The organism is Streptomyces sp. B1I3 (genome assembly GCF_030816615.1).
Classification (GTDB): Bacteria; Actinomycetota; Actinomycetes; order Streptomycetales; family Streptomycetaceae; genus Streptomyces.
The window spans coordinates 6,491,923-6,513,548 of sequence record NZ_JAUSYD010000001.1 but is presented as its reverse complement, the minus strand read 5'-3'; the positions used below and the strand labels follow the sequence as shown (position 1 = coordinate 6,513,548).

Sequence of the window (21,626 nt, the reverse complement as noted above, 5' to 3'; positions counted from 1 at the left end):
GAGGTCACTCCCGATGGAGGCACACATGGGCGACAGGCTGCTGACGCACGGCAGGACCGTGGGGCAGCACGACCAGGTCGCAGAGATCGTCGAAGTGCTCGGTGACGGAGGCAGTCCGCCGTACCGTCTGCGCTTCGACGACGGACACGAGTCGATCAGGTCCCCCGGCCCCGACAGCGTCGTCCAGCACACCGCCGCGCAGGATCGAGACCGGTAGGGCGCGGGTGCGCCGGGCGCCTCCTGGGCCTCCGGCGCACCCGCCGGTTCAGCGTGGAGTACGGGCACGGACCTGGTAGTGGTCGGCCACCACGCGCGCCATGGCCCCGACGGGGTCGGCCTTGACGTGTCTCGCGGAGAAGAACACGTGGCCGCCCACCTCCGGGTGGTCTGCGGCGAGATCGAGGTGGCGGGAGAGTTCCGCCGGGTCCTGCCAGGCGGCCGGCTGGGCGGGGTCGCCGGCTTTGTACAGGGCTTCCCCGATGTACAGATCGACCCCGGTGCCCCGCACGGTCTCCGCCCACCACGGCACGAGCTCGGCGTAGTCGGCCGACGCGAGGCCGATGTGCCAGTAGATCTGCGGGCAGATGTAGTCGATCCACCCCTTCTTCACCCATGCACGGGTGTCGGCGTACAGGTCGTCGTAGGTCTGTACGCCCGCGCTGGTGTCGGATCCCAGCGCGTCCGTCGCCTTGTTGCGCCACACGCCGGAGGGGCTGATGCCGAACCGGACGCCGCTCCTGGTGTCCTTGATCCGTTCGGACGTCTCGCGCACCAGCCGGTCGATGTTGTCGCGGCGCCAGTCGGCCTTGGACGCGAAGGCACCCCCGTGGCGCGCGTACGCGTCGTCGTCGTCGAAGTCCTGGCCCGCCACCGGGTACGGGTAGAAGTAGTCGTCCCAGTGGACCGCGTCGATGGCGTAGCGGCTCACCGCGTCGAGCATCGCGTCCTGAACGAACTTCCTGACCTCGGGCAGCCCCGGGTTGTAGTAGAGCTTGCCGCCGTAGGGCAGGACCCACTCCGGGTGCACCCGGGCGGGGTGGTCGGCGACGAGCCGCGAGGGGTCGGTGTGGTTCGCCACCCGGTACGGGTTGAACCAGGCGTGCAGTTCCAGCCCGCGGGCGTGCGCCTCACGCACCGCCGTGCCGAGCGGGTCCCAACCCGGGTCCTTGCCCTGGACCCCCGTGAGGTACTGCGCCCACGGTTCGTACGGGGAGGGCCAGAGCGCGTCCGCGGTCGGCCGGACCTGGAGGACGACGGCGTTCAGCCCGAGGTCGACCGCACGGTCCAGGTGGTCGATCAGCTCGGCCTGCTGGGCGGCGGCCGACAGACCGGTCTTCGAGGGCCAGTCCACGTTGGCGACGGTGGAGATCCACATGCCGCGCATCTCGCCCTGCGCCGCTCTCCGGCGCCGTGGCGCCGCTCCCGGGCCCGGCACGGGCACGGCGGCGCCGGACCGGGGAACGGCGACGGCGTCACCCGCCGTCACCAGGGCGGCGAGCATTCCTGCCGCGCTCATCACAAAAGACCTTCGGCCACAATGCCGCATCGATCGCGCCTTTCGTCTCTCTGTGTCCTCATGTGTCGCTCCGGCCGTCGTGCGTGACGCAGATCATGCCCGCCCCCGCCCCGCGACCCGCAGGTCATGGGGGCCTGATCGCGGAGTAACGTCGTGGGGTCGAGGCGGGCACCGGAATCAGACGGATACTGCCGCACGAGGATCAGCGAAAGGCACGAGGTGACGGACTCTATGGCCGACATTGCACGCGTCGGAGTGGTGGGCTGTGGCCAAATGGGCGCAGGCATCGCGGAGGTGTGCGCCCGCAGCGGCCTCGATGTCATGGTGGCGGAGACCACCGGCGAGGCGTTGGAGATAGGGCGTACCCGGCTGCACAACTCCCTCTCGAAGGCCGCCGAACGCGGCAAGATCACCGAGGAGGAGCGCGACGAGACGCTCGGCCGCCTCAGCTACACGACCGACCTCGGCGAGTTCGCCGACCGTGACCTCGTCATCGAGGCCGTCGTGGAGAACGAGCAGGTCAAGACCGAGATCTTCCAGGTCCTCGATCAGGTGGTGACGCGGCCGGACGCAATCCTCGCCTCGAACACCTCTTCCATCCCCCTGGTGAAGCTGGCCGTCGCGACCTCCCGGCCCGACCAGGTCATCGGTATCCACTTCTTCAACCCGGCGCCGGTGCAGAAGCTCGTCGAGCTGATCCCCGCCCTGACGACGTCGGACGCGACCGTCAAGCGCGCCGAGGCGGTGGTGCAGGACGTACTCGGCAAGCACGCCATCCGCGCCCAGGACCGGTCCGGCTTCGTGGTCAACGCCCTGCTGATCCCGTACCTCCTCTCGGCGATCCGGATGTTCGAGTCGGGCATCGCCAGCCGCGAGGACATCGACAACGGCATGGAGATGGGCTGCGCCCACCCGATGGGTCCCCTGAAGCTCGCCGACCTGATCGGCCTGGACACGGTGGCCTCGGTCGCCGACTCGATGTACGCGGAGTACAAGGAGCCGCTGTACGCCGCTCCCCCGCTGCTCCAGCGCATGGTCGACGCGGGCCGACTCGGCCGCAAGACCGGCTCGGGCTTCTACCCGTACGCCTGACCACCCGCCCGCGGGCCCGGCGCTCACCCTGCCGGGCCCGCCGGGGCACGTTCTCCGAGGTCAGGACCGTGTGCGGCTTCGAAAGAGCCTCGTCTTCCACTGCCGGCCCGCACATCCGCGCCGGGCGCAGTGGAGCGACGGCGCGGATGTGCGGGCCCGAAGCCCTGGGCCTTTCAGCACTGTCGCAATCTTCCGTGCTTGTACTGCGAAAACTCCCTCGGATATCCCTCTGACAGAGTTGGAAGTCCCTGAAAAGTCCCTAGCAACTCGGATCTCGGGCCTACGCATTACGAGTCCGAGAGCGACTATGTTGCGTGGTGCCGTCTCCCGCTGCGTACTGACCTTCTTCCTGATCAGAGCACGTGCGGTAGGTCGGCCTGTGCTGCACCGTCCAAAGGCGTCTGTCCACCGGCCGTCCACCGGTGGCGCTGCCAGCGACCCACTGGGGCGACCTCAGTTGAGCCGGCTGCGCCGGGTCACCCCGTCCCGAGCGACGAGCACCGGTGGCTGTCGGACCTCTACAAAGTGTTCCACCGTCATTGTTGAGCACCCTGACCACCCCTGTGCCCGCGAACTTCGCACCACCGGTGCCGCCCGGCGCGGCACGCGTGCAGTCGCGGCTGACGAACACCGTGACGGGGTCCGGCCGGTCGGAGAAGAAGCCGCCGGTGATGAAGGCGATCAGCAGGAAGGTGTACGAACGGGCCGGGCGCAGTGCCAGGTTGGCCTCGTCGGCGAAGAGCACCGGACGCAGGTACAGGCTCAGTCCGGGTTGCCGGGGCAAGCTCGCCTGGTCGGCGGAGACGAGGAGTTCGACGGCGTCCTGGAACAGCGTGCCTCGGGCAGTACGGGCATGGCGAGGCGTTCCGCGGAGCGGCGCAGCCGGGCGGCGTGGTCCAGCGGCCGGAACAGGTCCACGCCGCCGCCCGGGCGCCGGTATCCCTTCAGACCCTCGAAGACCACCTGGCCGTAGTGGAGGCCGACCATGGCCGGTGACATCGGCAGGTCCGCGAAAGGCTCCAGGTGCGGCCGGGACCAGCCCGCACCCTGCTGCCACCGCGCGGTCACCATGTGCGGGGTGAGGAGTTCACCGAATGGCGCGCGGGCAGGCGTGAGCGTCATTCGCTGGATTGTGCATGATTCTGATATCCCCCGTCAATGACTCAAGCAATCAAACCAGTGGCGCAAAGAAGAATGTCTCGCGCAGCGAGAATGTCCCCGCCGCGGTCACGCCGAAGAAATCGGCAAAGCGCAGTGATGCTTTCACCCCGTCACGCAGCACTCCTTCGAAAGCGCCGCGCACGGCCACTTCACGACCCTCGCAGACGAGTGTGGCGATGGAATGGGTTCCGCTCTCAATGACCCGCTCGTCCCGGTAGAAGCGCTCCAGCTCGGCAGGGCCGTTGAGCTCTGCGTATCCGGGCCTTCGGTACTGCGCGGTGGGTTCGAACAGCTGGAGCGGCCCGGTGATGTCATCGGCGTCGACCAGGCGGTAATAGGCGCGTACGGATTCCGTAGGTGACGATGGCGAAAGGGCGGGTCGGGCGGGTGCCGAAACAAACTCATTCATGCGCCCGGACGTTCTCCCTGGGTGAAGGATCTGTCTGCGTATGGCCTGGCGAAGGCAGCAGGAAAAGGGCGGAGTGGAACCTGTTCGGACATCGTCGGCGAAAGGGAACCGGACTGGCGGTGAATCCCGTCCGTCTACCAGCAGTCCACTCTGCGATGCCTTCCGACCGCTCGGCGAGAGGCGCCGGGCATGTGCCGAAGGTTCCGGCCGAAGTCCTGACTAAAGTAGGGGTGCTCACTGGCCTTCGTGCACTGTGGAGACCCCTGCCCGGCCCTTACGTTTCGTTACGTGACGATGAACGTGTTGAGGCAGGGAGCGCATAGATGATCACCCTACAGGGGCTGACCAAGCGGTACGGCGACCGCGCCGCGGTCGACGCCCTCTCCCTGACGGTCCCGGCGGGCCGGGTCACCGGGTTCCTCGGCCCCAACGGCGCGGGCAAGTCCACCACCATGCGCATGATCATGGGCCTGGACCGCCCCACCGAGGGCCATGCCCTGGTCAACAACCGGCCCTACGAGCAGCTGCGCCACCCGCTGCGCGAGATCGGCGCGCTCCTGGACGCCAAGGCGGTGCACCCCAGTCGCAGCGCCCGCAATCACCTCAAGGCGCTCGCCCGGACGAACGGCATCCCGACGGCCCGGGTCGACGAGGTCCTGGAGACCGTCGGCCTCACCTCGGTGGCCGATCACCGCGCCGGAACGTTCTCACTCGGCATGAGCCAGCGCCTCGGGATCGCAGGCGCACTGCTCGGCAACCCGGGCATCGTCATGTTCGACGAGCCGGTCAACGGCCTCGACCCGGATGGTGTGCGCTGGATCCGCGGCCTGATGCGCGGCCTGGCCGCCGAGGGCCGCACGGTCTTCGTCTCCAGCCATCTGATGAGCGAGATGCAGCTGACCGCCGACCAGCTGGTCATCATCGGCAAGGGCAAGCTGATCACCGAGACCTCGGTCAAGCAGCTCATCGACGCCAGCTCCCTGAACGCCGTCAAGGCCCGCGGTCCCGAGACCCCCGCGTTGGAGCGCCTGGTCGCCCGCCTCTTCGAGTGGGGAGTGCCCGTCCGCTGGGAGAGCGCCAACGAACTGCACATCAACGGGCTCACCGTCGACCGGGTCTCCGACCTGGCGTACGAGCTGGGCGTGCGCCTGCACGAGGTGCGCACCGTCGAGGCCTCCCTGGAGCAGGCCTACATGGAGCTCACCGCCGACAGCGTCGAGTACGGAACCCCTGCCTCGCGCCCCGCGCCGGAGTCGGATGTCGACGGAGGCCGCGCATGACCACCACCCTCGTACCTCTGGCGAAGGCCGGACCCGGCTACGGCGTCGGCGTGTACCGCGACATCACCGAGTGGGCGGTCGGCACCCCCGACTGGCTGCAGACGCTCGGCGAGCTGTTCACCGAGGGCGGCATCCTGCTGTTCGTCGGCGTCATGATCTTCCAGTGGTGGCGGGCCCGCAAGGGCGACGACCGCGCCATGGCGTACGCGCTGATCGCGCCGCTCGCAGTCGTGGTGGTCTACGCCCTCAGCGAAGGCATCAAGGTATGGCTGCACGAGGAGCGGCCCTGCCGGGACATCCCCGGGGTGCGGGCCATCGCGGAGTGTCCGGCCACCGGTGACTACTCCTTCCCCAGCAACCACTCGGTGATCGCCGCCTCCGCAGTGGCCACCCTCCTGATCAGCTGGCGCCTCATCGGTGTACTGCTGCTGCCGGTGGCGGTCCTGGCCGCCCTGTCCCGGGTCTACGTCGGCGTCCACTACCTGCACGACGTCGCGGCCGGCATGCTGCTCGGCCTTCTGCTCGCCCCGCTGGTGCTCCTGGCCCTGCGGGCACCCGGCACCCACCTCGTCACGGCGATGCGTCGCAAGCCCTCACTCGCGCTGGTCCTCGGCACCTCGCCCGTCCTGGCGCCGCCCGCCCCGCGGCAAGCCCCGTACTCCGCCACGCGCAGCTGAACAGCGGCGCCCCCAGCAACTCTCCTCATCCGAACGGGAACTGTCATGACGACATCGACCTATCCGTCCGCCGCGCCCGGTGCGGCGCAGGCGACCGGTGGCGGACTGCCCGGCGCCGTGGAGGCCGAGTGGACCAAGCTGTGGTCGGTCAGGTCCACTTGGTGGAGCCTCGTCGGCGGCGGCCTGCTGATGCTGCTCACCGCGCCGATCATCGGCTCGACCATGGCGAACAACAAGAAGAACAGCGCCGGAGTCGCGGTCAGCGAGGTCGCGGTCAACACGGTCTACGTCGCCGAGTTCGCCCTCATCGCCCTGTCGATGCTGGTGATCACAGCCGAGTACACCTCGGGCAGCATGCGCACCACGCTGCAGGCCGTGCCCAGGCGCGGGCAGATGCTCGCCGCCAAGAACATCGTGGCAGGCGCCGTCAACTTCGTCGGCGGTGTCGTGCTCTGCCTCATCGGCGCCGGAATGTCGGCCGTGACGTTGGGCGACAAGGCGATCGCCGACGGGGGAGAAATTCTCGCCACCTCCCTGCGCATGGGCGTCTACCTGGCCCTGATCAGCACGCTGACCATCGGCGTCGCCATCGCGGTGCGCAGCGCCGCGGGCACCCTGACGATCGTGTTCGTCGGCCTCACCGTGATGCCGGTGATCCTGCAGGCCTCCGACATGTCGCCGCTGGTCTGGCTCTCCGACCGGATGCCCAACTCGGCGGGCACGCACTTCATGAACGCGGACACCAGTCCGTACGGAGCGGGCACGGCCTTCGTCTTCCTGCTCCTGTGGTCCGTGGTGATCACTGCGGTCGGCCATCAGGCGCTGCGCCGCCGCGACGCCTGACCCTCCGATCACGTCCCGGTCGCAGAACCGGGGCGTGCGGGTGTTGCGCATTCAGCATCCCCCGTTCGGATGCGCAACACCCGTCCGACACCAAGCCGGTTGACCCATGGCTCCTGCTACGCCGCCGGTCGGCTGACTTAAGGTGAACACAGTGACCTGCATCCCTCCCCATCTGCGAACACTCGCCGACTGGCTGGCCCCCACCGAGCGCTCGCCGAGGCCCAGGCGCTGGATCTCGGCCTCGCTGCTCACCTGGGTCGCGCTCAACATCCCCGCCCTGCTGCTCGTACAGAGCATGAACGCGGTGGAGCACCGGCCGCTGCAACTCCTCGTCGGCGCCGCGGTGATCGGCGCCGCCGTGCTGCTCTACTTGCGGTTGCCCCTCGTCTCGTTCGTACTGTGCCTGGGCCTGTGGTGGTTCGTCGGGGTCATGCAGAACGATGTCGGCTCCATTGTGGTGTCGCCGTATCTGCCGGCCGTGTTCATCAGCAGCTTCACCGTGGGACGGCTGCCGATGCGGCCGGCCTCGGTGCTCGCCTCGGTCGGCGTGGTGGTCCTGGCGGGAACCGCGGTCACAGCCTTCGCCGGGCTGACGCTGCCGATGTGGTTCGTCCTGGTGACCTCCCTGATCTTCGCCTGCCAGTTGCCGTGGCTGGTGGGCCGTTACGCACGCCAGCGCAGCGAACTGCAGCACGCCGGCTGGGAGCACGCCCGCCAGCTGGAGCTCCAGCAGCGCATCAGCGTGGAACAGGCCCGGCTGCGCGAACGCACCCGTATCGCCGAGGACATGCACGACTCGCTGGGCCACGAGCTCAGCCTGATCGCGCTGCGCGCGGGCGCCCTGCAGGTCACGCCTGGCGTCGACGAGCGCTTCCGGGACGCGGCGGGGGAGTTGCGGGCCAACGCCGCCAGCTCCCTGGAACGGCTGCGCGACATCATCGGAGTCCTGCGGGAGGACGACGCCCCGGCCCGGATGGAGCCCGCCCAGCCGGACATCGGCGACCTGGTGGAACGCGCCCGCGACAGCGGAGTGGACGTGGCGTTCGACCGCAGCGGCGATATCGGGAGCCTCGGCGACATGACCGACAAGGCCCTGTTCCGGGTGGTGCAGGAGTCGCTGACCAACGCCATGAAGCACGCGCCCGGATCACGCATCGCGGTCCGGCTCGCCTACGCTGTCGACGAGGTGACGGTCACCGTACGCAACGGACCCTCGCCGCAGCGGCCCGACCGGCCGGCCGTGCAAGGCCGGCGCGGACTGATCGGGCTGGAGGAGCGGACCCGGCTCGCGGGCGGCGCCCTGCGCGCGGCCCCCCTGCACGACGGCGGCTTCGAGGTGCAGGCGAGCCTGCCGCGCACCCCGCCCGCCATGCGCCAGGCCGGCAGCACCACGGCGCCGATCAACACCCACGCCGAGATCACCGAGGACAGCCTGGCGCACGCCACCACCCGGCTGCGCCGGCGGTTCATCTCCCTGGTGGCCCTGCCGCTCAGCCTGTGCGTGTGCCTGGCCGTCGGCATGCTCGGCTACTACGCCTATCTGTCCTCGTCGTCGGCGCTCGCCCCGAAGTTCTACGATCGGATCGAGCTCGGCAGCACCACGGGCCAGATACAGCACCTGCTGCCCGACAACGAGATGAGCGATCCGCCCTCCGAATCGCTCCCCGAGCCCGAGGGCGCCGACTGCCGGTACTACCGGGGGAGTTCGGCGCTGTTCGTACGCGTCGACGTGTTCAGGCTCTGCTTTCAAGATGGCGAGCTGACGCACAAGGACGTCATCACGGCCAGGTCCCGCGAACCCGTCGACCATGATTGACCGGCCGGGCGGACCGTCCCCCGTCTCCGCGCACCCAGGTCCCCACAGAATAGGGAGAGCACGATTACTGCCATCCGACTCATCCTTGCCGACGACGAGATGATGATCAGGGCCGGCGTGAAGGCCATCCTCGCCGCCGATCCCGAGATCCATGTGGTGGCGGAGGCCAGTAACGGCGCCGAAGCCGTCGACCTGACCCTCAGACACCGCCCTGACGTGGTCCTCATGGACATCCGGATGCCGGTGATGGACGGGCTCGCCGCAACCGCGGAGATCAAGCGCAAGGTCCCGGAGACCTCCGTCCTGATCCTCACCACCTTCTCCGAGGACGAGTATGTCGCCCGGGCCCTGGGCGACGGTGCCGGCGGGTTCATGCTCAAGTCCGGTGATCCCCGGGAACTGTTGACCGGTGTACACGCCGCCGCACGGGGCGCCGCCTATCTCTCGGCCGAGGTCGCGGGCCGTATCATCGCCGAGCTGAACCGCGGCTCCGCGGGCCAGCGCATGGTGCGGAATGCCGCCTCACGCGAACGCGTCGAGACACTCACCGAACGCGAACGCCAAGTCCTCGCCCTCCTCGGCCAGGGCCTGTCCAACGCCGACATCGCCAAGCGACTGCACGTCGTGGAAGGGACGGTGAAGAGCTACGTCAGCTCCATCCTCATGTCCCTCGAGGTACGCAACCGGGTGCAGGCGGCGATCATCGCGTACGAGACCGGTCTGGTGGAAAAGGAGCTGTGACGCCCATGCCGCGCCCGGACATGGTCCGCACCGCCCTGGAGCGTGCCCGCGCGGCCCAGCGGGAAGCGGCGGGCTGGAGCCAGTCGAGGACCGACGAAGTGGTCGCCGCGGTGGGCTGGTACCGCTAACAGGAAAGCACCGCCCGCCGCCTGGCCCTGCTCAGCCACGCCGAGACCGCACTCGGCGACCCCGAGCACCTCCACACGCTGCAGCGCCGCAGGGTCCTCGGTGTCCTGCGCGGAGTACAAGGAGCCGCTGTACGCCGCTCCCCCGCTGCTCCAGCGCATGGTCGACGCGGGCCGGCTCGGCCGCAGGACGGGATCGGGTTCTACCCGTACGCGTGAGGGCCTTCGGCCCGTACCGAGGGCCGACCGGTGAGCTTGCGGCCGGCCCTCGTTCCCCGGGCGCCCTCAGCCCAGCCGCAGGTGATGGAGCATCAGCAGACCGGCCGCCATGGCCGCCGCCGGAACCTCGCCGCGCGCGATCATGTCGGGCACCAGCTTGAGCGGCACCCACTCGCGGCGCGAGGACTCGTAGTCGTCCACCGGGCGGCCGGTGTAGGTCGCCTCGCGCGACCAGAAGAGGTGGTGGCGCGCGTCGGTGAGGCCGTTGGCGGGCTCGGCGGTCATCAGCGGACTCAGCTCTCCGGGCCGCCAGCCGGTCTCCTCCTCCATCTCCCGGGCGGCCGCGGCGGCGATGTCCTCGCCGTCCTCCACCACGCCGGCCGCGAGTTCCCACCCCCAGCTGTCGGTGATGAAGCGGTGCCGCCACAGCAGCAGCACCTCGTCGGCCTCGTTGACGACCGTGGCCGCCGCCACGGGGCGGAGCCGGATGACGAAGTGGTCGAGATGGCGGCCGTCGGGGAGGACGACATCCGCCAGATTGACTCGGAACCAGCGATTCGCGTACACGGCCTGTTCGTTCAAGTTCGTCCACTGCACAGTGCTGCCACCTTCCGATTGGTCGATGACAACATCGGAGCAGGGGCCGCCCCGCAGCGGAACGCGCGGGGGCGGCTCGGACGGGGCTCACAGGGGCACGCGCAACGCTCCGTCGATCAGGCCGGCCGCGGCCTGCGCGTCGGCGCAGCCGCTCGCGGCCAGGAGTTCGCGCACCGAACGGAGCCGGTCCCGGAGCCGCCGGGACTCCATACCGCAGGCGTGTTCGGCCATTTCACACGCCGTGCCGGCCGCCTGGTCCGCGTCTCCCTGGAGGAGTTCGAGATGGCTGAGCATGGCCAGCCGGTGCACTCTGCCCCGGTCGTGCGCAGGGGAGCGTACGGCCGCCGTCGCGTGCTCCCTGGCCCCGGTGAGATCCCCGAGACCGAGCAGCGCCTCGGCCACCTGGACGTTGACGAGGCCCGGCTGGACGTATCCGGTCTCCTCCGGTTCGTGTCCGGGGCGGATCCGCCCGGCCTCGGTCTCGGCCCGGCGGATGCGCTCCAGGGCGCTCGGCCGGTCGCCGAGCTGCGCGTAGGCCTTGGCCTGCATGGCGTACAGATCGGCGGCCAGGGCCGGGGTGAGGTGCGGGCCCGCTGCCCGCAGTGCCGCCTCGGCGAAGGCGACCGACCTGCGGTAGTCGGCCAGGAACAGCGACTGGTTGACCAGCAGCGCGATCACATAGGCGCCGAACCCGCGGTCGCCGCTGGCCTTGGCCAGGCGCAGCGCCTGGTGGAAGTAGCGCTGGGCGAGGCCGTGCGCGTCGGAGTCGTAGGCGCAGATACCGGCGACGGCCACCAGCCCGCCGGTCGCACGGTGCAGCCGGCGGCCCAGCGCGTCGCTGTACCCGCCCCGCAGCAGCGGTGCCGTCTCGGCGTTGAGGAAGCCGACGATGCGGGATCTGGTCGCGATGCCACCCGCCTTCCGGTACATCTGTTCGTAGTGGGACCGCGCCGCTCGAAGCATCCCTATGTCCGCCGCGCTCACGCGGGACGGCCCGGGGCGCGAGACGTCGGCGTCCTCGGGTGGGTTCTCCCACTCCCACACGGGCATCACCGCCGGCGTGCCCGTGACGGCCGCGGCGGTCGCCAGGTGCGGGCGCTGCTGTTCGTCGGAGCGCCACAGCGCGGTGGCGTGCTCGACGAATCCGCAGAGCGTGGAGCCGTGCGCCGCCGTCCGGGCGCCGGAGACGCCCAGGCCGATGTCGTCGAGCGTGACGGACCGGTGCAGCCTGCCGGCGAGGACCTCACAGATCAGGTCGGGCACCTGCCCGCGCGGGCGCTGGCCCTTGAGCCAACGGGAGACCGCGGTGTGTTCGTACCTCAGGCCCAGGCCACGGGCACGGCCGGCCTGGTTGACGTGACCGGCGAGCCCCGCACGGGACACACCCGCCTCGTCGATCAGGGATTCGAGCAGGACGTTGGGCTCCATCGCCCCCCCATGTGCGTGTGGCGACGAGCATAGTGGAGCGCGATTCACACGGGGTGTGAACGCAGTGCCCGAACCGTGCCGCCGTGCGCTCTGCCCCGACGGGGCACCGGCGGCTTGAATGAGTGCCTCGCAAGAGGCGGCCGGGTCGTCGGCTCCCCCTCGTACAGTTCGACGACCCGCCCCCGCGCCGTCCCTCCTGCCGACCTGCCCGACACTCCGTGGCAGGAGGGACGGCGCCGGATCGCACGACCTACTGCCTCGATGACAGGAGGGCCCGCGTGCGGTCCCCGGGCCGTCCTGCGAGAGAGGAAGGGGCGTATCCGGTGGCCGGATACGCCCCTTCTCACTGTCCACGAGTGCCTACGGCCCTCTCGTGCGGACCCGTCCGGGCCCGCGTGCCCGGACCAAAGGCCCTATGCGCCGCGCAGCACCGCGCCGGTGCGCTCGGCGGCCAGCGCGACCGCCGTGTCGCGGGCGGCGGTGGCCTCCTCGACCGTCAGTGTGCGGTCGGCCGCACGGAAGCGCAGCGCGTACGCCAGGGACTTCTTGTCCTCGCCGATCTGCTCACCGGTGAAGACGTCGAACAGCCGCAGCGATTCGAGGAGGTCACCGGCGCCTTCGCGCAGGGCCTTCTCCACCGCGTCGGCGGGAACGTCGGCGCCTACTACGATCGCGACGTCCTGGGTCGCCACCGGGAAGGTGGAGATCCGCGGCGCCTGCAGCACGCCGTCGACGGCCTGCTCCAGGACGTCCAGTTCGACCTCCATGGCGCAGGTCCGCTCGGGCAGGTGGAGCTCCTTGATGACGCGCGGGTGCAGTTCGCCCGCGTGCCCGAACAAGGTCTCCTGGCCGTCCACCGTGACGTAGAGCGCCGCGCAGCGGCCCGGGTGCCAGGGCGCGTGCCGGTCGGCGCGGACGGTCAGCTCGACGCCCGCCTCGCGGGCGATCGTGCGCGCCGCCTCGACGGAGTCCGCCCAGTCGGCGGGGCGGCCCTTGCCCCACCAGCCTGCCTGCTCACGGGCGCCCGCGAGGACGACTGCGGCGCGGCGGGGCTGGCGCGGGAGTGCCGCGTTCAGCCCGGCGATCTCCTCGTCGGTGGGACGGCGGTCGACGGGCAGCCGTACGGCCTTCGTCTCCTGGCCGGTGGGCCTGAAGACCAGGCCCGTCTCGAACAGGGCGAGGTCGTGGCTGCCGCGGCCGTCGTTGCGCCGCAGTGCGCCGAGCAGGCCCGGCAGCAGCGTGGTGCGCAGCGAGGGCTCCTCGTCGGAGAGCGGGTTGACGAGGGTGACCGTACGGCGGCGGGCGTCGCCCTTCTCCAGGCCGAGCTGGTCGAGGACGGCTTCGCCGATGAACGGGTAGCTGAGCGCCTCGACGTATCCGGCCCCGGCGAGGGCCCGGCCGATGCGGCGGTGCAGCCGCTGTCCGTCGGTGAGCCCGCGGCCGGACGGCGGCGTCGGCAGGGTGGACGGGAGGTTCTCGTACCCCTCCAGCCGGATGACCTCTTCGGCCAGGTCGTTCGGCTCGGCCAGGTCGGGGCGCCAGGACGGCACCGTGACGATCAGCTCGTCCTGCCCGTAGACGTCGCAGCCGACCTCCTGGAGGCGGCGCACGACGGTCTCGCGGCCGTACTCGACGCCGGCCACCCGGTCGGGGTGGGCGGCGGGCATCGCGATGGTGCGCGGTGCGCGGGGGGCGCTGATCTCCGTGACGCCGGCCTCGGCCGTGCCGCCCGCCAGGAGGACCAGCAGGTCGACGGTGCGCTGCGCGGCAGCGGCGGCGGCCTGCGGGTCGACCCCGCGCTCGAAGCGCTTGGAGGCCTCGGAGGACAGCTTGTGGCGGCGCGCGGTCCGGGCGATGGCGATCGCGTCGAAGTGCGCGGCCTCGATGACGACCTCGGTGGTGCCGGCCGTCTCGGCCTGTACGTCGGCGATCTCCGTGTTCGCCCCGCCCATGACGCCGGCGAGACCGATGGGCCCGCGGTCGTCGGTGATCACGAGGTCGGCGGAGTCCAGGACGCGCACGGCACCGTCGAGCGTGGTGAGCTTCTCGCCCTGCTGGGCGCGGCGCACACCGATCGGCCCGTCGACGCGGGTGCGGTCGTAGGCGTGCAGCGGCTGGCCGAGCTCGAGCATGACGTAGTTCGTGATGTCCACGGCGAGCGAGATCGGACGCATCCCGGCCTTCTGCAGCCGGCGCTGCATCCAGATCGGGGAGCGCGCCTCGGGCTGCAGGCCGGTGACGGTACGCGCGGTGAAGTTGCTGCAGCCGATCGGGTCGGACACCTTCACCGGGTAGCCGAACGCGTTCGGAGCGGGCACGTCCAGGAGCGCCGGGTCGCGCAGCGGCAGGCCGTACGCGATGGCGGTCTCACGGGCCACGCCCCGCATCGAGAGGCAGTAGCCGCGGTCGGGCGTGACGGCGATGTCCAGGACCTCGTCCACGAGCTCGAGGAGCTCGATCGCGTCGGTGCCGGGCTCGAACTCGGGCGGCAGCACGATGATGCCGTGCGTGCCGTCGTCGCCCATGCCGAGCTCGTCCGTGGAGCAGATCATGCCGTGCGAGGTCTTGCCGTACGTCTTGCGCGCGGCGATCGCGAAGTCGCCGGGCAGGACGGCGCCCGGGAGGACGACGACGACCTTGTCGCCCACGGAGAAGTTGCGGGCGCCGCAGACGATCTCCTGCGGCTCACCCGTGCCGTTGGCCGTGCCGACGTCGACGGTGCAGAAGCGGATGGGCTTCTTGAAGCCCTCCAGCTCCTCGATGGTCAGTACCTGTCCGACGACCAGGGGGCCCTTGAGGCCGGCGCCGGTCTGCTCGACGGTCTCGACCTCGAGTCCGACGGAGACGAGCTTGGCCTGTACGTCGCGGCCGGTCTCCGTCGCCGGCAGGTCGACGTATTCCCGCAGCCAGGAAAGCGGGACGCGCATCAGATCTCCATCCCGAACGGCCGGGTGAACCGGACGTCGCCCTCAACCATGTCTCGCATGTCCTCGACGTTGTGCCGGAACATCAGCATCCGCTCGATGCCGAACCCGAAGGCGAACCCGCTGTACTTCTCGGGGTCGACGCCGCAGGCCGTGAGCACCTTGGGGTTGACCATGCCGCAGCCGCCGAGCTCGATCCAGCCCTCGCTGCCGCAGGTGCGGCAGGGGCGGTCCGGGTTGCCGACGGACTCACCGCGGCAGACGTAGCAGACCATGTCCATCTCTGCGGACGGCTCGGTGAACGGGAAGAAGTTCGGCCGCAGCCGGGTCTTCATGTCCGGGCCGAAGAGTGCCTGGACCATGTGGTCCAGCGTTCCCTTGAGGTCGGCCATGGTGAGGCCCTCGTCGACGGCGAGCAGCTCGATCTGGTGGAAGACCGGGGTGTGCGTCGCGTCGAGCTCGTCGGTCCGGTAGACCCGGCCGGGGCAGACCACGTAGACCGGAGGCTTGCGGCTGAGCAGCGAGCGGGCCTGGACGGGCGAGGTGTGCGTGCGCAGCACGACACCGGACTCGTCGCTCCTGGTGCCTTCGGCGCCCTGGACGAAGAAGGTGTCCTGCATCTGCCGCGCCGGGTGGTCGGGCACGAAGTTCAGGGCGTCGAAGTTGAACCACTCCGCCTCGACCTCGGGGCCTTCGGCGATCTCGTAGCCCATGGCGACGAAGACGTCGGCGACGCGCTCCATGATGGTTGTCAGAGGGTGCCGCGCGCCGGCCGGGACGCGGTCGTGGGGCAGGGTGACGTCCACCGCTTCCTCGACCAGCACCCGGGCGTCACGCTCGGCCTCCAGCTCGGCCTGGCGGGCGGCCAGCACCTTGGAGACGGCGCCGCGGGCCTGGCCCACGCGCTTGCCCGCCTCGGCCTTGGCCTGCGGCGGCAAGGCGCCGATCTCCCGGTTGGCGAGCGACAGGGGCGAGGTACCACCGGTGTGCGCGGTCTTCGCCTGGGCGAGCGCCTCGAGGTCGCCGGCGGCGGCGAAGGCGGCGAACGCCTCGTCCCGCATGCGCTCGATCTCTTCCGGTTTCAGTGCCTCGACCTCGACTGGGTCGTACGACTTGTTCGGTGCCGACATCTCTTCCCGTGCTTCCGATTGGCTGGTGGCGACCCTGGTTCGACGACTGAGGACGCAAAGGTGCCAAAAGTCGAGTCTACGGGCCGCGGGGAGGCGAAGAAGCCCGTGGGCGGCTCAGGCCAGGTAGGCCGGCATGCTCACGGGCAGGATAAATCGGAATTCGGCGCCGCCGCCGGGTCCCCGGTCCACGGTGATCATGCCGCCGTGCGCCTCGACGATGCCCTTGACGATGTACAGGCCCAGGCCGGTCCCGCCGCGCTTGCTGCCCCGCCAGAAGCGGGTGAAGACGCGGCCCATCGACTCCTCGGGGATTCCCGGGCCTTCGTCGCTCACGGTGACCGCCGTTCCGCTCTCGTCCCTCTTGCCCGGTGCGGGCGCAGGGGCGATCTCGATGGTGACGGTTCCTTCGCCGTGCCGCACCGCGTTTTCCAGCAGGTTACCCAGGACCTGGTCGACCTTGTCCGGGTCCGCCCAGAGCTCGGGCAGGGGCCGGCGGGTCCGGACGAGGAAGCGGCCGGGGGCCTGACCGGTGGCGGTCAGTGCCTGGATGTGGCGTTCGACGGCGGCGGAGATGTCCACGGGCTGGCGGCGCAGCTCCAGGCGGCCGGAGTCGATACGCGAGATGTCGAGCAGCTCGGCGATCAGCCGGTTGACGCGGTTGGCGTCGGCGTCGACGGTCTCCAGCATGAGCCGCTTCTGGTCGTCGGTGAACCTCTCCCACTTGGCCAGCAGCGTCGCGGTGAAGCCCTTCACAGAGGTCAGCGGGGAGCGCAGCTCGTGGGCGACGGTGGCGATCAGCTCGGCGTGGCTGCGCTCGGTGCGGCGGCGGGCCTCGGTGCCGCGCAGCGAGACGACGAGCCGGCGGACCGGACCGGTCGGCGTCTCACGCACGTACCGTGCCGAGACCAGGACCTCGCGGCCGCCCGGGAGCAGCAGATTGCGCTCGGGCTGGCCGACGCGGGTGGCGAGCCCGCCGTACGGGTCGGTCAGGGCCCACCAGCGCCGGCCCTTGAGGTCCTCCAGGGGCAGCGCGTGTTCCAGGGAGCGGCCGAGGGCCGCGGCGCGGGGCGTGGCAGTGATCCTGGCGGCGGCCGCGTTGAAGCAGATGACCCGGCCGTTCTCGTCCGCGACGACGAGCCCGTCGGGCAGGTCGTCCGGACCGATGTCCGTCGCCGTGTCGACGGCGGCCCGCTCCTCGCCGTCCCCGTCGGTGGTGGCGCGCACGGCTGCCGTGTGTGTGTGACGCGGCGTGCTCATGCCGACAGCCATATTCCCGTACCCCACCTCTCGAACCGGTGCAGTGGGCCCCCGAGTTCGTCACCCTACTAGGCGCCGGACGGCGAGCGACACCCTGCGGGCGCGCCCCGGCCGGTGTGGCCTGTATCGGTCGGTGGGGCCGCCGTAGCGAGGCGGTTCAGGCGGTGTGCCGCGGGCGCTGGGCCCGTGCGGAGGCGTAGAGGCAGACGGCGGCGGCGGTGGCGAGATTGAGGCTTTCCGCCTTTCCGTGGATCGGGACCCGGACCACGGCGTCGGCCAGCGCCCGCGTCTCCTCGGGCAGACCCCAGGCCTCGTTGCCGAACACCCAGGCGGTGGGTCCTCCCATCGTGCCCGCGTCGAGTTCGTCGTCGAGGTCGTCGGCGCCCGCGCCGTCCGCTGCCAGGATGCGCACACCGGCGCTCCGCAGCCCCCGTACGGCCTGCTCGACGGGTACGCCGACGGCCACCGGGAGGTGGAAGAGCGAGCCGACGGAGGCACGGACCGACTTGGGGTTGTAGAGGTCGACGGACGCGTCGGTGAGCACGACGGCGTCCGCGCCCGCGGCGTCGGCGCAGCGCAGCACCGTTCCGGCGTTCCCGGGGTCGCGTACGTGGGCGAGGACGGCGACCAGGGTGGGCTTCGCCGCGAGGATGTCCTCGAAGGGCGAGTCCAGGAAGCGGCACACGCCGATCAGGCCCTGCGGGGTGACCGTCTGCGACACCTCGGCCAGGACGTCGGCGTCGGCGAGGTGCACGCGGGCCCCCGCGGCACGGGCCGCGTCGACGATGGCGGCGTACCGCTCGGCCGCCTCGACTGTGGCGAAGAGCTCGGTGAGCGTGGGCTGCCCGTCGCCGCCCCGGTGTGCCGCGGCCTCCCGTACGGCCTGCGGGCCCTCGGCGATGAACCTGCGCTCCTTGCCGCGGAAGTTGCGCCGGGCCAGCCTGCGTGCGGCGGCGACGCGCGGAGAGCGCGCGGAGATCAGTTCGGGGGTGCCCATGGTCGGCGGCGAGCCTCTCTGCGTAACTCTGCTTCTCTGCGTACGTTGATCTGCGTAAGGCTGACTACGCACGTACGCGATACGTCGCGCAACGCACCGGACCCGCAGACGGTGTGCGCGCCTGCGGGTCCGGCTCGAAACGCTGGAACGCCGGAAGAACTGCCTGGATCAGGCGGCCTTCGGGGCGTTGACGTCGCTCGGGAGGGCCTTCTGGGCAACCTCGACGAGCGCGGCGAACGCGTTGGCGTCGTTGACCGCGAGCTCGGCCAGGATCTTGCGGTCCACCTCGATGTTGGCGGCCTTCAGACCCTGGATGAGGCGGTTGTACGTCATGCCGTTCTGGCGGGCAGCGGCGTTGATGCGCTGGATCCAGAGCTGACGGAAGTCGCCCTTGCGCTTCTTGCGGTCGTTGTAGTTGTAGACCAGGGAGTGGGTGACCTGCTCCTTGGCCTTGCGGTACAGGCGCGAACGCTGACCGCGGTAACCGCTGGCGGCCTCGAGGATCGCCCGGCGCTTCTTGTGGGCGTTTACTGCCCGCTTGACGCGTGCCACTTTTAACTCCTTGCAGCGGGGCCGGATGGTCGCAGTTCAGACTCACCCGACCCGGAAACGAATTGGTCCCGGCCTGATCGAGAACGCGCCGCCGGTGTCACCGGAGGCCGCGTCCTCACTTGCCGAGAAGCTTCTTGATCTTCTTGGCGTCGGCCGGAGCCACGACGGTCGTGCCGGTCAGCGAGCGGGTCTTCTTGGACGACTTGTGCTCGAGCAGGTGGCGCTTGCCGGCCTTCTCGCGGAGCACCTTGCCCGATCCAGTGATCTTGAAGCGCTTGCTGGCACCGCTGTGCGTCTTGTTCTTCGGCATCGCGCCGTTATCTCCTCGTCAGTGGCGCCCCTCGCGGTGCGGGCACCGGACTGCAGGGGCGTCAGATCTTTGGGTGGTTCCCGAGGGGCCCGGGGGCGCCTGGATGGCAGCCCCCGGAGGTCACGCCTCGGAAGGTGTCTCGGCCGGAGCCTCGACCGCTTCGGCCGGAGCCTCGGCGGCATCCCCATCGGACTCGGCGTCGTGGGTGGAACCCTGACGCTCCGCCTTGCGGGCGGCCTGGGCCTCACGGGCTTCGGCCATCGCTTCGGTCTTCTTCTTGTGCGGGCCGAGAACCATGATCATGTTTCGGCCGTCCTGCTTCGGGCTGGACTCGATGAAGCCGAGGTCCTCGACATCCGAAGCGAGACGCTGGAGCAGTCGGAAGCCCAGCTCGGGGCGGGACTGCTCACGACCGCGGAACATGATCGTGATCTTGACCTTGTCCCCCTGCTTGAGGAACCGGACGACGTGACCCTTCTTGGTGTCGTAGTCGTGCGGGTCGATCTTCGGCCGGAGCTTCATTTCCTTGATGACCGTGTGCGCCTGGTTCTTGCGCGCCTCACGGGCCTTCATGGCCGACTCGTACTTGAACTTCCCGTAGTCCATGAGCTTGCACACGGGGGGACGGGCTGTCGCCGCCACCTCGACCAGGTCGAGGTCGTACTCCTGTGCGAGCTCAAGGGCCTTGGCAAGCGGGACAATCCCGACCTGCTCGCCGCTGGGACCGACAAGTCGCACCTCGGGAACGCGAATCCGGTCGTTGATGCGGGGCTCGGCGCTGATGGATCCTCCTAGGTAGCACCACGCGACCGCCTGGCGGACAGCCGCGTAACGTCTGTTTGTGTAGGACCAACCGAACCGGAAGACAGAAAATGCCCCGGACGGGACACAGGCGGGGCTCCTGGAAATACCGGAACACCGCCGCGTGCAACCGCGGGGCGCATCGGGCGGCTCCATCGTCCGTACGGAACGATGGTCGCCACCTGACCGGTGACCCGCCGTCCCGGAGGACGGTCAGGTGGGAGATCGGAGCCTCCACTTGTGGGCCGAGCACATAGGTGTCCGGCCGGTCGTTACACAAGGTTAGCAGCCCGCCGGGGCGTGCGCTAATCCCGTGTCTCCCCCGCTCCCGCGGGAAGGAAGCGCGCGGCCTGGCCTTATCGTGTGGGGCATGAGCGACGCGACCCCTCCCAGCACCGAGACCCCCGGCTTCGACGACATGGCCCGCGACATCGCGGAGGTCCCCGCGGTCGAGGTGATCGTGACCGTCGCGGTCAATCTGATGAGCGCGGCCGCCGTGAAGCTCGGCCTGACCGAGGAGGGCGAGCAGCACAAGGACCTCGACGAGGCCCGCAAGCTGGTCCAGGCGCTCGCCGGGCTGCTCGACGCGAGCGCCACGGAGATCAGCACGTTCCACGCCTCGCCTCTGCGCGACGGCCTGAAGTCGCTCCAGCTGGCGTTCCGCGAGGCTTCGCTGGTACCGGACGAACCGGGACAGGGCCCCGGCGAGAAGTACACCGGCCCCGTCTACGGCTAGGAGATCCTCCACGAGGGCCCGCCGCCTGCGACAGGCGGCGGGCCCTCGTGCGTCAGCGGCTGAACAGGGGCTCGCCCGGGGCGGCGGCGCCGGCCGGCAGCAGCGCCAGGTCGATGCCGCGCACCAGCCTGGCCCGCAGCACCTCACTGGCCGACAGGGCCTCGGCGACCCGCCGGACGGCCTCGGCCGGCACCGCGTCGGGGGCGAGGACCAGAGCGACGGTGCCGTCGGCCCGGCCCGGACCGAGATGGGCGCGGACCACCGCGGGTTCGGCGGCGACCGCCTCCCGTACGGCGGCGACGACCGCCGGGTCGTCGAGCGGGTCGGCGCTGGTGCGGTTCTCCGCCAGGGCCAGCAGCGCCGGGCCGGTCAGCTCGAACGCGACTGGACCCGCGAGGTCGAGCACCACGGTGTCCGCCTTCTCGTGGGCGGCTGCCTGCAGGGCCTGGTGCAGGGGTACGGCGACGGGCCGGGCCTGCGGGTCCCAGCGGGCCAGCGAGGCGGTGGAGGTGAAGGCGGGCAGGGCGCGCCGGTCCCCCGCCTGGAGGGTCGGCACGGCCATGTCGCTGGTCTTCTCGCGGCGCAGCCCGTTCTCGTCCTCCTCCACCTCGCCGAGGACGGCGACGACCGGCACGAGCAGCCGGGCCCCGCGGAGTGCCGTCAGGACCGGGCCGACGGCCGTACGGTCCTGCGCCCAGGCGGCGAGCGCCGCCGTCAGTTCGGGAGCGGCCGTGCCGTCGTCTTCGGAGAAACCGGGGTCCGGGATGTTCTTGAGCGCCACACGACGAGCGTAGTGGGTCGGTTCTCCCACCCGGGCGACAGGTCGGCACAGGCTGCTGCCGGCCCAGGTTCCCGGCCCCGGGCCGTGCCCGCCACAGCCTCCGGGGCCGTCGTCGTACCGGGTGGGTGACTGCGACCGGCCCCCGGGCTCGGGGGCTGCCGGTCGGCCCACGGGCCCGGATGCGGACCGCCGGGGCCGGGGCGCGCCGCCGGCCACCGGGGGCGGTCTCCGGGG

Annotated in this window: 23 protein-coding genes and 1 pseudogene; 10 read left to right on the top strand and 14 right to left on the bottom strand. The window is 70.6% G+C overall.

The annotated features are described in order from the left end of the window. Positions 1-13: 13 nt before the first annotated feature. Positions 14-217, top strand: coding sequence for a DUF1918 domain-containing protein (locus tag QFZ58_RS29605; RefSeq protein WP_307127948.1), 204 nt, complete (start codon positions 14-16; stop codon positions 215-217). Between the two features lie 48 nt (positions 218-265). Here the strand turns inward: QFZ58_RS29605 and QFZ58_RS29600 are convergent, their stop codons facing one another. Continuing rightward, complete coding sequence (locus QFZ58_RS29600) at positions 266-1,519, bottom strand: glycoside hydrolase family 10 protein (RefSeq protein WP_307127947.1); 1,254 nt, start codon at positions 1,517-1,519, stop codon at positions 266-268. 228 nt (positions 1,520-1,747) lie between these two features. On the opposite strand from QFZ58_RS29600, the gene QFZ58_RS29595 reads away from it, so the two are divergent. Then, positions 1,748-2,608, top strand: a complete 861-nt coding sequence (locus QFZ58_RS29595; RefSeq protein WP_307127946.1) for a 3-hydroxybutyryl-CoA dehydrogenase — start codon at positions 1,748-1,750, stop codon at positions 2,606-2,608. 280 nt (positions 2,609-2,888) lie between these two features. Here the strand turns inward: QFZ58_RS29595 and QFZ58_RS29590 are convergent, their stop codons facing one another. Genes QFZ58_RS29590 through QFZ58_RS29580 form a run of 3 tightly spaced genes read right to left on the bottom strand, consistent with a single transcriptional unit; the run spans position 2,889 to position 4,178 of the window. After that, positions 2,889-3,353, bottom strand: coding sequence for a hypothetical protein (locus tag QFZ58_RS29590; RefSeq protein ID WP_307127945.1), 465 nt, complete (start codon positions 3,351-3,353; stop codon positions 2,889-2,891). A 17-nt stretch (positions 3,354-3,370) separates the two neighbouring features. Continuing rightward, positions 3,371-3,730, bottom strand: a complete 360-nt coding sequence (locus QFZ58_RS29585) for a hypothetical protein (RefSeq protein WP_307127944.1) — start codon at positions 3,728-3,730, stop codon at positions 3,371-3,373. 49 nt (positions 3,731-3,779) lie between these two features. Further along, positions 3,780-4,178: a nuclear transport factor 2 family protein gene (locus QFZ58_RS29580; protein ID WP_307127943.1), complete on the bottom strand. Its 399-nt coding sequence runs from the start codon at positions 4,176-4,178 to the stop codon at positions 3,780-3,782. 323 nt (positions 4,179-4,501) lie between these two features. Here QFZ58_RS29580 and QFZ58_RS29575 point away from each other — a divergent pair, with 323 nt between their 5' ends. The 7 genes and pseudogenes from QFZ58_RS29575 to QFZ58_RS29545 all read left to right on the top strand — a co-directional run. Next, positions 4,502-5,458 carry an ABC transporter ATP-binding protein gene (locus tag QFZ58_RS29575; RefSeq protein ID WP_307127942.1) on the top strand — a complete coding sequence of 319 codons (957 nt, stop codon included), beginning with the start codon at positions 4,502-4,504 and terminating at the stop codon, positions 5,456-5,458. Next, entirely contained in the window at positions 5,455-6,135 is a 681-nt protein-coding gene (locus QFZ58_RS29570) for a phosphatase PAP2 family protein (RefSeq protein WP_307127941.1), read from the top strand. The genes QFZ58_RS29575 and QFZ58_RS29570 overlap by 4 nt, the downstream gene beginning before the upstream one ends. Positions 6,136-6,180: 45 nt before the next feature. Further along, positions 6,181-6,978: an ABC transporter permease subunit gene (locus tag QFZ58_RS29565; RefSeq protein ID WP_307127940.1), complete on the top strand. Its 798-nt coding sequence runs from the start codon at positions 6,181-6,183 to the stop codon at positions 6,976-6,978. Positions 6,979-7,129: 151 nt separating this feature from the next. Continuing rightward, entirely contained in the window at positions 7,130-8,794 is a 1,665-nt protein-coding gene (locus tag QFZ58_RS29560) for a histidine kinase (protein ID WP_307127939.1), read from the top strand. 99 nt (positions 8,795-8,893) lie between these two features. Then, positions 8,894-9,535, top strand: a complete 642-nt coding sequence (locus QFZ58_RS29555; protein ID WP_373428608.1) for a response regulator — start codon at positions 8,894-8,896, stop codon at positions 9,533-9,535. A gap of 5 nt (positions 9,536-9,540) precedes the next feature. Next, complete coding sequence (locus tag QFZ58_RS29550) at positions 9,541-9,663, top strand: hypothetical protein (protein ID WP_307127938.1); 123 nt, start codon at positions 9,541-9,543, stop codon at positions 9,661-9,663. 109 nt (positions 9,664-9,772) lie between these two features. After that, positions 9,773-9,913 (top strand): annotated as a pseudogene (locus QFZ58_RS29545) (3-hydroxyacyl-CoA dehydrogenase family protein); the annotation flags it as partial. Between the two features lie 32 nt (positions 9,914-9,945). On the opposite strand, the gene QFZ58_RS29540 reads toward QFZ58_RS29545, so the two are convergent. The 9 genes from QFZ58_RS29540 to infC form a co-directional block, all read right to left on the bottom strand. Then, positions 9,946-10,476 (bottom strand): NUDIX domain-containing protein, encoded by a 531-nt coding sequence (locus QFZ58_RS29540; protein WP_307127937.1) that lies wholly within the window; start codon positions 10,474-10,476, stop codon positions 9,946-9,948. A gap of 87 nt (positions 10,477-10,563) precedes the next feature. Further along, positions 10,564-11,904, bottom strand: a complete 1,341-nt coding sequence (locus QFZ58_RS29535) for a transcriptional regulator (RefSeq protein WP_307127936.1) — start codon at positions 11,902-11,904, stop codon at positions 10,564-10,566. 413 nt (positions 11,905-12,317) lie between these two features. Next, positions 12,318-14,831, bottom strand: coding sequence for a phenylalanine--tRNA ligase subunit beta (gene pheT, locus QFZ58_RS29530; RefSeq protein WP_307127935.1), 2,514 nt, complete (start codon positions 14,829-14,831; stop codon positions 12,318-12,320). Next, a complete protein-coding gene (pheS, locus tag QFZ58_RS29525; protein WP_307127934.1) occupies positions 14,831-15,958 on the bottom strand; it encodes a phenylalanine--tRNA ligase subunit alpha in 1,128 nt (375 codons plus the stop codon). Before pheS ends, pheT begins: the two co-directional genes overlap by 1 nt. Before the next feature lie 114 nt (positions 15,959-16,072). Continuing rightward, positions 16,073-17,227 (bottom strand): ATP-binding protein, encoded by a 1,155-nt coding sequence (locus QFZ58_RS29520; RefSeq protein ID WP_307127933.1) that lies wholly within the window; start codon positions 17,225-17,227, stop codon positions 16,073-16,075. Between the two features lie 145 nt (positions 17,228-17,372). Further along, a complete protein-coding gene (locus tag QFZ58_RS29515; RefSeq protein WP_307127932.1) occupies positions 17,373-18,212 on the bottom strand; it encodes an RNA methyltransferase in 840 nt (279 codons plus the stop codon). Positions 18,213-18,380: 168 nt separating this feature from the next. Beyond that, positions 18,381-18,764, bottom strand: coding sequence for a 50S ribosomal protein L20 (gene rplT, locus QFZ58_RS29510; RefSeq protein WP_003970214.1), 384 nt, complete (start codon positions 18,762-18,764; stop codon positions 18,381-18,383). Between the two features lie 115 nt (positions 18,765-18,879). After that, positions 18,880-19,074 carry a 50S ribosomal protein L35 gene (gene rpmI / locus QFZ58_RS29505; protein ID WP_014044927.1) on the bottom strand — a complete coding sequence of 65 codons (195 nt, stop codon included), beginning with the start codon at positions 19,072-19,074 and terminating at the stop codon, positions 18,880-18,882. A 120-nt stretch (positions 19,075-19,194) separates the two neighbouring features. Continuing rightward, on the bottom strand, positions 19,195-19,857 hold the full coding sequence (gene infC, locus QFZ58_RS29500; protein ID WP_307129037.1) for a translation initiation factor IF-3: 663 nt from the start codon (positions 19,855-19,857) through the stop codon (positions 19,195-19,197). A 388-nt stretch (positions 19,858-20,245) separates the two neighbouring features. Between infC and QFZ58_RS29495 the strand changes: the two genes are divergently transcribed. Further along, a complete protein-coding gene (locus tag QFZ58_RS29495) occupies positions 20,246-20,611 on the top strand; it encodes a DUF1844 domain-containing protein (protein ID WP_307127931.1) in 366 nt (121 codons plus the stop codon). A gap of 52 nt (positions 20,612-20,663) precedes the next feature. On the opposite strand, the gene QFZ58_RS29490 is transcribed toward QFZ58_RS29495, so the two are convergent. Next, entirely contained in the window at positions 20,664-21,392 is a 729-nt protein-coding gene (locus tag QFZ58_RS29490) for an SseB family protein (protein ID WP_307127930.1), read from the bottom strand. Positions 21,393-21,626 lie beyond the last annotated feature (234 nt).